We start from the raw sequence: 7,825 nt of genomic DNA, 5'->3' as shown, positions 1-7,825 counted from the left end.
GCCCCCAGCCGGAGCAGACCCCTTCATGTTGATGATTGGGTACTGCACGGTTCCGTCGCATGCCGCGCGTCATTCGATCAATGCTTCTTGGGCGTGGATGCGTTATTTTGGGGCTTTGTCGCCTGACTCCGAATTCAGATTAGGTGATGATTTTTCAGAGCTTGATCCACATCAAAAAACTATTCTTTCCGATGATTTTGGGATGGGGATGTCAATGCATTTGATGTCACGAGCTCTTGGCCTGCAAATGTTCTGCGATGGAAAGTACTTTATTGATCGTTTGTCACACCGTGTTCGGTGCAACATTACAGCGTCTAAGGCGAAAAGTGGTCCTCGCAAATCGCCCGACTTCGTTGGTGTCGACGGGGCCGGCAAGTGGCATGTTATTGAATGCAAGGGCACCCAGTCGGGGCCAGACTATGGCAATAGACAGTTGAGCGGGGGTGTCTTGCAGAAAAATGCGATACGATTTGCGAGCTCAATTTGTGGAGAATCTCTCGTTACCGGCTTTGAAATAGCGCGGACTGACCTTGCTACAAACAGTCGTTTTGTCATTCGCGATCCAGAACCTGAGGTTCCCCCATTAGAAATTGAAGACGACGAGGTTGATCAAACGCTCGAAACTATGGCGCGCGGAAAGATCGCGCGCTGTTTGACCCTTGCCGGAGCTCCCAACATGTCAAGATTTGTTGCCGCGCCATTTGGGGACAATCCTGAAAATAGAGCTGACACTATCCTCTACGCGGGTAGTCGCGATAGAAGTGAGCGATTTCGTGCTGCCGGGATCGAAGATCTCAAACGGTTGGATATGAAGGATGGATACTTTGGTCGTGAAGCAACTTTTGAGCTACCCTTTAGGATTGAAACCCCCAAAGGCACATTTGCGCGCGCGCGGGTGAAGACTGAAGTTGCCTCTGACGTAGTTGAGTACTGGGAAGCGCAGGCTGAGAGCGACGGACTGCCAGATGACGTACTTGATGAAGCTCAAGAAAATTTAGCCCGAGGCAAAATTGAAAGTGACTCTGACGGTTCAAGCGGAGAGTTGCGAGATGGCAGGCTTTATCGATCTCAGATCAATTTCTTAGCTTAAGGTTTAATGTGTTGCGTGTGGTCTATGAGGTGCAGATATCCCCTGATGCGTTCTAAATTTAACATAAACTTCATTATGCGTTTTTGTACTTAGTGTTGCGATAGTATATTATCGTATGTATGCTGAACTCCTGTCACGGAGGTTTCTCAGCATGCGCCATCCAATCAAGAAGCTCCTCCCCTCGGTCGCAGTCGCTTTGACCGTGACAGGCCTTTCGCTGCCTGCACCCGCCCGCGCGCAGACATACCCGATCGATTGCGCGATCCTCTTGTGTCTGTCTGGCGGCTGGCCTGCTTCCGTCCCTTGCGCCCGGGCCCGCGCTGAATTCATCAGGCGTATCACGCCCTGGCCGGTGGAACCGCCGCTGCAAATCTGGCGCTGTCCCATGGGCGCCTCCTATGAGGGCGATCGGCCATCAAACAACGCTGGCCACATCCTTGAAGCCTTGTACCAGGCTGACAGCCGTCGACCGCTCCAATCCTTGCTAGTGGACAATTTCGTTCCCACCGACCAGGCACTCCGGCTCGTTCAGGATCGCGCGAACATCGATATCAACGGACCTGAGTTCAATTTCGTGCGGTCAATTCGCGTCTTTGATGTTCGCTATGCCCGCCAGTATCACGCTGGCAGCGAAGGAGACTGTGAACGTAGTGCAAGCGTTTATATAGGCACATATGGCACCCAAGGTGACTTCACTTGGCAACGATCTTCCATAACTGCCCTGCCCGAGGCCCATGTGGGACTTGAACGTTGGGGCCAGAATTGCCCGGGTATCTATCAACGATCTGTCTTCGTCGATTGGCGTGACTATGAGGGAAACTACGGCTTCGAACAGGTGAACTACTAGCGCCGACAATGACAGCGGTGCCATCAAACTGCCGAAATTTGAGCATGCTGAGCTACGCAAGTAGCGGCCGTTCGCTGCTGTCGGTGGCAAGGTCCGGAGAGCGGACGAAGGGTGAATTCGCTGCGCAAGTACGAACGACGGCTTTTCGACAAGGTATCAGTGGTGCGGATCTGTGCCCATCGCCATCTGCAAGTGGTGTGCCTGATGGTGCGCGCCGATTGTCATGATCCCGAAGAACCCTAGGCCGAGGACGCGGGCAAACTCCGGATCGGTATCGACTTCGATGCGCATGGTCGCTCCATTCGTGGACGGTTCGGCGGTCACTGTCCATTCGGATGCCATTTCCAGCATGGGTGAATGCGCGAGTACGATGCGTCCAATGGCATCAGCTACATCGCCTTCGCCGGTAACGTTGAATTCGACGATCCGGCCTTCACTTTGCGTCCGAACGTTCGCCTCTGTCGTGACCAACTCCATATCTACAAGGTGATCGCGCAATGCTTGAATGTTGACCTTGCTCCAATCGGTGTCTGGATCGTCGGACAGAATTTGGACGATTTCAGCGATAGCGGCGAAGGCGGACTGCCCCGTCTCAACCGGTCCGCCTGAGCTATTGTGGGCATGTTGCGCGGCGGCAGGAAATGCCGAAAGCGCGACGATGGCGCAGAGCGTTGATCTGATCATGAGATGTCCATTCTTGCAATTGGGATTGGTGATTTGGTACACCCCGGAGGTGAAACAGATTATGATTGAAATCACATGTTACCACCTCCGTTCGACGCGTTGGACGTAAACTCTCTGTCACGCCTGCGTTGCGCCCAGGGCGACCATGTGTTCCGGCAGGGTGATCCGACGATGGGAATTTTCTTCGTCAAGTCGGGCAACGTCTGCCTTACCCGAGTGACAGAATCCGGAAATGCCGTCACGATCCACAACGCGCGGGCTGGCGACCTGTTTGCCGAGGCATCCATCTATTCGGATCACTATCACTGCGACGCAGTTTGTTCCGCGCCGTCCGAGGTTGTTCGGATTTCGAAACAGGCCAATCTGTTGCGCCTGCGCGAGGACACAGCGTTTTCCGAAGGGATCACAAAAAGATTGGCAATTCAGGTCCAGGACTACCGCCAGCTATTGACACTGCACGCCATAAAATCCGCAAATGAACGGGTTCTTCTGGCAGTGGCCTTGGGCAAGCTGAATGGATCGGTCACGCAGTTTGCCAGCCAGATTGGATTGACCAAAGAAGCCTGTTATCGGGCACTAAAAGACCTCTCCGATCAAGGATTACTGGTCAAAACCGGGCGTGGGAGCTATGCACCCACGCCTCAGAGAGAAGACCGCCATTCTTAGTCATGCGGTGGATTGCGACCGGCTTGGATTTCCTGAACCCGCTCCGGCCAAGTTGAGCGGATATAAGCCAGAATATCCCAAATATCGTCGTCGGTAAGCGCGCCGCCAAACCCCGGCATGCCGCTTGCAAAGCCGGTTACTCCGCGCGCTGCCAGCGCTTCTTCGCCACCAAGCTGGGTGTATTCGAAGAGTAGCTGATTGTCGTGGTGCCACGTGTGTCCGGTCTCATCATGGGGCGGTGCAGGCAAAACGCCGTTTTCATTAGGCATGCGCCAGTCAGGTTGCCCTTCAAGATTGGCCCCATGACAAGACGCACAATGTTCGACGTAGAGGGACTGACCGTTGGTCAAATCTCGGTCGTCCAGTTCGTGTCCGGCGATTGCGCCCGTCGCGAGGCTACATGCTGCGAGGATCAGAAAGCGTTTCATGCGACCTCCACCCATGTCTTCATCCCCGCCGCCTGATGACCCAGCATGTGACAGTGCAGCAGCCATCTGCCGGGGTTGCCGAACACGCAAACGATGTCGCGGGTTTCATCCGCGTCCACAAGTGTGGTGTCGCGCAAAGCGCCCAGATTACCGTCAGCCCCGACCTCAAAGAAATGATGCCCGTGCAAATGAATGCCATGCGGGAAACGGGTGTCATTCACCAAACGAATGCGCGCGGTTTTCCCGCGTTCAAAGCTGTGAAGCGGGGTGTCCGTCAGACCGGATTGGCCGTTGAACGCCCAAATATCGCCGCCCATCATGCCTTGCATCATACGGCGGCTCATCGCTCCGCCTTCCATGGTAAGGGTCAGGGAAACCGCGTTGTCCATGTCAGGCGACGCTATCTCGTTTGGTGTCAGCACGGAAATCTCCGATGGTTGTCGCGTGGTATTCGCCCCTTCAACCGGGATTTCACCCAGCAGGTATGGGCCGTCTCGCGTCGGGAAGACAAAGCTCGCTGAGGTGGCTGAGGTAACATCGGCTATAATATCCGCGCGTTGGGCCGGGGCGAGGATGAGGCCGGACATTTCCTGTGGAGTCACAAGCGGCATGCCGTCCAAGGCAACCACTTTGCCTTCAACGCCTTCAAGCTCTACCGGGAATATCCGATCTGTCGCGACGTTGATCAGCCGCAGACGCAAACGATCACCGTGACGGACTTGCGTGACCGGTTCAACAAGCGCACGGGCAAAGTTGCCAAGACGCCCTTGATGCGCCTGATCGTGCATGTTTTCGAAGCCATCTGCGAGCGTGCCATCTTCGGTCATGCGCCAGTCATCAATCATGATGATCAGATCATGATCCACATCGGGTGGCGTCGGCTCCTCAACGATCAGCGGACCATAAAGGCCCTTGGCAACCTGTTCCCATGATCGGTTGTGCGAGTGATACCAGAATGTCCCCGCATCTGGGGCACGAAAGCGGTATTCGAATCCATCGCCCGCTTCGACAACCTCTTGGGTCATCCCCGGCACGCCATCCATCGCATTGTCGATGCGCAGGCCATGCCAATGCACCGCCGAGCCTTCACCACTCTGGTTCAGGAACCGAATATCAAATGCGTCGCCCTGACGGGCGCGAAGCACTGGGCCGGGTGTGCCGCCGTTGAAGCCGAGCATCGGAGTTGCTGGCTCGCCTTCGGGAAGGATTTGTGCAGTGACCGGCTGTGCAACCAACTCCATGGGTGCCGATGCAAGTGCGATGCGCGGGAACAAAGTCGCCGCGCTTGTTGTGATCAGGAAGTCTCGCCTGTTCATGGGATACCTCAACTCGGTAGGGTCAAAACGCTGGTGAGCGTTGCGGTGGCCGCAAGCACCACCAGAATGACCGCAGTTTCAATTTCGATAGAACGCGCCAGATGGCGCGCGGCGTTGTCGTCCCCAGCCTGCATAGCGGGGACGAAACGGAGTTTGTTTGCGGCGGCCAGCGTCAGGACCGCGCCGACAAGCACCAGCTTGATCAGAAGGGTTTGCCCATAGCCGGTTACCACCAGCGCTCGCAGATCGCCCAGCAACAGCCAAGCCATCAGTAATCCCGCCAAGATCAATCCGGGAACAATCAACGAAGCGGCTTGCCCAAAGCGATGCCCCAAGGTGGCTGCGCTGGTGAGGTGCTCTGGCCGTCGCGACAAGGTTCGAAGCGGGCCAAGGATGCCGATCCAGAATGCGATGCCCAGAAGGTGCAGGAGCAAGAGCAAGCGGACACCGGTTGTCTCCAACTCGGGGACATGCCCGATTTGAGTAAATGACCACAGGGCGATCACTCCCCCGGCAAGCGCGATCCATTGGCCAACAAGGGGTGTGAATACTCCAATGATGATCAGCACTGTACCAGCGACCCGATAAACCAGAACATCGCCAACCGGTGTCTGCCACAGCAGACCCAGCATTTCTGGATCGGTCATACCATCGGCCCCGCCCGTCAGGGCGGCACCACGCAACATGAAGCCAAGGATAGCGGCAACAAGCGCAAACGCTGCAAACAGCGCTTCCCTTGTGCGTATCCTATCGCTCACAGGCGACACCAGATCGGCAAAGGCGGTTCGAATGATCACAAGCCCGACTGATCCGGCAAGGCCGATATATAGCATCAGCTTCGCGAGGATCGCCGCTATTCCCCAGATGTCCAGCATGCTCAGTCCACCGTGAACGTGAACGCGCCCTGCATGGCGTGCCCGTCCACCCCCAAGCCCCGCCATTCAATACGATAGGTGCCTTCCCCCATGCCTTGAAGCGGGAGCGTGAACACGCGGTCAAAGCTGGTCTGGTCTCCAAGATCAAGCCTTACCGAGGGATGATCCTGATGGGTCATGTCCACCCGCGTCAGGCGGATATCGGCAGCGAAGTTAAAGCTGATTTCGGTGGGAACGTCGGCAATCACTGCGCCGTTCTCAGGCGTCGTGGTGTCCACACGGGAATGCGCAAAAGCACCGGTGGCAAGGGTCGAAACCAGTGCAAGTGTAGCAAGTTTTTTCATTGGATGTTCCTCAGTTAATTCCATTAGCGCGCTGAATTTCGCGGATGTAGGCGATGACCATGGCGACATCGCCACGGGTCAGGCCCTCAACCGGCGGCATGTCGCCAAATCGCCAGTGGTGGCTTCTGACGCCCACCGCGACCGCACGCTGAAAGGATTCGTCGGCATGATGGCTGGGTTCATAGATAACATGGATCAGCGGCGGTCCCGATCCTTCAACGCCAACGGCGTTGATGCCGTGACATGCGACGCAAGCGTTTTCGAATATGCGCTGCCCGATAGCGGCATTTCCGTCGATCGGAGGCATCTGGATTGCAACCATTGCGCTACCTTCGGGCGGTGCAGAATTCACGACATCATTGGCAGGTGCGGGGCGTAATAAGATGTAAGCAGCAGCGGCTGCGACGGCGCATGCGCCAACTAGGAGATAGTTTCGGTTCATGTGGTAATCCTAACCATGTGAAACAGGGGCAAGCCGCAAGCGCGTCGCGGCACATCAAAACGCGTTCACAACCGTGAACGGCGACGGAAACCTGTTTCAAAGGTTAGGTGGTCTGTCCGGGTTGTCCGGTTCTTCTAGCGCCGCGTGGCTTGAAACCTGCCAAGCCAAAGCGGCCTCAGACTGGTCAAAAACGGCTTCGGAAGACACCCAAGTGAGCGCGAGAAAATTGCACAAGAGCGGATTGCAATCTTCATGCGCCATGTCGTGCGATCCGCGCGTAGTGCTATCTGTTGTTTCCCCCGAAACGTGTCCGGCGTGGTGTTCCGTAACGGTCATGGTCACGTGGTCATCGCAATGCCCGTTGGCACAATCATTCGACAACGCATGTGCTGTACCGCCCAGTCCCGTCATTAGGACCAGAAGTGTTACGAGCAACATTGACGTTATGTTTCGAAAGTATTTCACACGGTGACGCTATCTCAAGTCCCGTCCCACCGCAACGTGAGCCGACATTCGTGCATTGCGCAGCATTTGGTAAAATGGGCTCTTTGGACCCATTCGCTGCATTTTGAACAAAGGTCTGGTTTGAATCGAGGCAGGCCAGTGCCCTGCCACATCAAATATTCTAGTTCCTTGGGGTTCGCGCAAGCGCGATACGCCACTGCGTCACGTCAGGGTGAAGGCGCAGCCTTCCCCCTCGGGCAATCCCATTAGACAGGGCCGGGTCCTCGCTGCGCTGCGGGCCGCACCACCCCCTGCCGAATAGCATTGCCTCGCCCCCATCCGCGTTCGCCACGTGGCAGATTTGCAGGAGCAGGCGGCTTTGCCGTCTGACCTACAAATCAGCACTGATTTTCACAGAAAAAGTCAGATCAATCGCAACAACCACGGGACCGAAAAATGAAGCAATCAGGTCAAAATATGACGCAAAGGTCAACGTCATCTGATGTTCGACAACAAGAGTGTCGAACGTCGCGCGCCTTTGACTCGATACCAAATTTTTTCTGACTCAAATCAGTAAGCCGCGTCATGCAATCTTGAACCAGACGTCAAGGAATCCTGACCTTACTGCACAGAGGACATTGATTGATGGTGCAGCGAAAGAGAAAAAAGAGCCCAGAGTGACCAATGCT

10 protein-coding genes are annotated in these 7,825 nt (G+C 55.7%); 3 read left to right on the top strand and 7 right to left on the bottom strand.

Annotation, left to right across the window (positions count from 1 at the left end; translation table 11 throughout):
• Positions 1–1,090, top strand: a 1,090-nt coding sequence (locus ACRBB0_RS27010; protein ID WP_431377572.1) for a hypothetical protein, incomplete at its 5' end; no start/stop codon positions are given.
• A gap of 151 nt (positions 1,091–1,241) precedes the next feature.
• Complete coding sequence (locus ACRBB0_RS27005; protein ID WP_431377571.1) at positions 1,242–1,937, top strand: hypothetical protein; 696 nt, start codon at positions 1,242–1,244, stop codon at positions 1,935–1,937.
• Positions 1,938–2,093: 156 nt separating this feature from the next.
• Here the strand turns inward: ACRBB0_RS27005 and ACRBB0_RS27000 are convergent, their stop codons facing one another.
• Positions 2,094–2,621 (bottom strand): hypothetical protein, encoded by a 528-nt coding sequence (locus ACRBB0_RS27000; RefSeq protein ID WP_431377570.1) that lies wholly within the window; start codon positions 2,619–2,621, stop codon positions 2,094–2,096.
• Positions 2,622–2,696: 75 nt separating this feature from the next.
• On the opposite strand from ACRBB0_RS27000, the gene ACRBB0_RS26995 reads away from it, so the two are divergent.
• Positions 2,697–3,287 carry a Crp/Fnr family transcriptional regulator gene (locus tag ACRBB0_RS26995; RefSeq protein WP_431377569.1) on the top strand — a complete coding sequence of 197 codons (591 nt, stop codon included), beginning with the start codon at positions 2,697–2,699 and terminating at the stop codon, positions 3,285–3,287.
• Here ACRBB0_RS26995 and ACRBB0_RS26990 read toward each other — a convergent pair.
• The 6 genes from ACRBB0_RS26990 to ACRBB0_RS26965 form a co-directional block, all read right to left on the bottom strand.
• Positions 3,284–3,715: a c-type cytochrome gene (locus ACRBB0_RS26990; RefSeq protein ID WP_431377568.1), complete on the bottom strand. Its 432-nt coding sequence runs from the start codon at positions 3,713–3,715 to the stop codon at positions 3,284–3,286. The genes ACRBB0_RS26995 and ACRBB0_RS26990 overlap by 4 nt on opposite strands.
• Positions 3,712–5,031, bottom strand: coding sequence for a multicopper oxidase family protein (locus ACRBB0_RS26985; protein WP_431377567.1), 1,320 nt, complete (start codon positions 5,029–5,031; stop codon positions 3,712–3,714). The genes ACRBB0_RS26990 and ACRBB0_RS26985 overlap by 4 nt, the downstream gene beginning before the upstream one ends.
• Before the next feature lie 8 nt (positions 5,032–5,039).
• Complete coding sequence (locus ACRBB0_RS26980) at positions 5,040–5,906, bottom strand: copper resistance D family protein (RefSeq protein ID WP_035257144.1); 867 nt, start codon at positions 5,904–5,906, stop codon at positions 5,040–5,042.
• A 2-nt stretch (positions 5,907–5,908) separates the two neighbouring features.
• Positions 5,909–6,250: a copper resistance CopC family protein gene (locus ACRBB0_RS26975; protein WP_035257142.1), complete on the bottom strand. Its 342-nt coding sequence runs from the start codon at positions 6,248–6,250 to the stop codon at positions 5,909–5,911.
• A gap of 10 nt (positions 6,251–6,260) precedes the next feature.
• On the bottom strand, positions 6,261–6,692 hold the full coding sequence (locus ACRBB0_RS26970; protein WP_035257139.1) for a c-type cytochrome: 432 nt from the start codon (positions 6,690–6,692) through the stop codon (positions 6,261–6,263).
• A 96-nt stretch (positions 6,693–6,788) separates the two neighbouring features.
• Positions 6,789–7,130, bottom strand: a complete 342-nt coding sequence (locus tag ACRBB0_RS26965) for a hypothetical protein (RefSeq protein WP_431377566.1) — start codon at positions 7,128–7,130, stop codon at positions 6,789–6,791.
• Positions 7,131–7,825 lie beyond the last annotated feature (695 nt).

This window comes from Pelagimonas sp. (genome assembly GCF_050633425.1).
Taxonomy (GTDB): domain Bacteria; phylum Pseudomonadota; class Alphaproteobacteria; order Rhodobacterales; family Rhodobacteraceae; genus Pelagimonas.
Note: the sequence above shows the minus strand (reverse complement) of the source record. Positions and strands in the feature narration are given on the sequence as shown.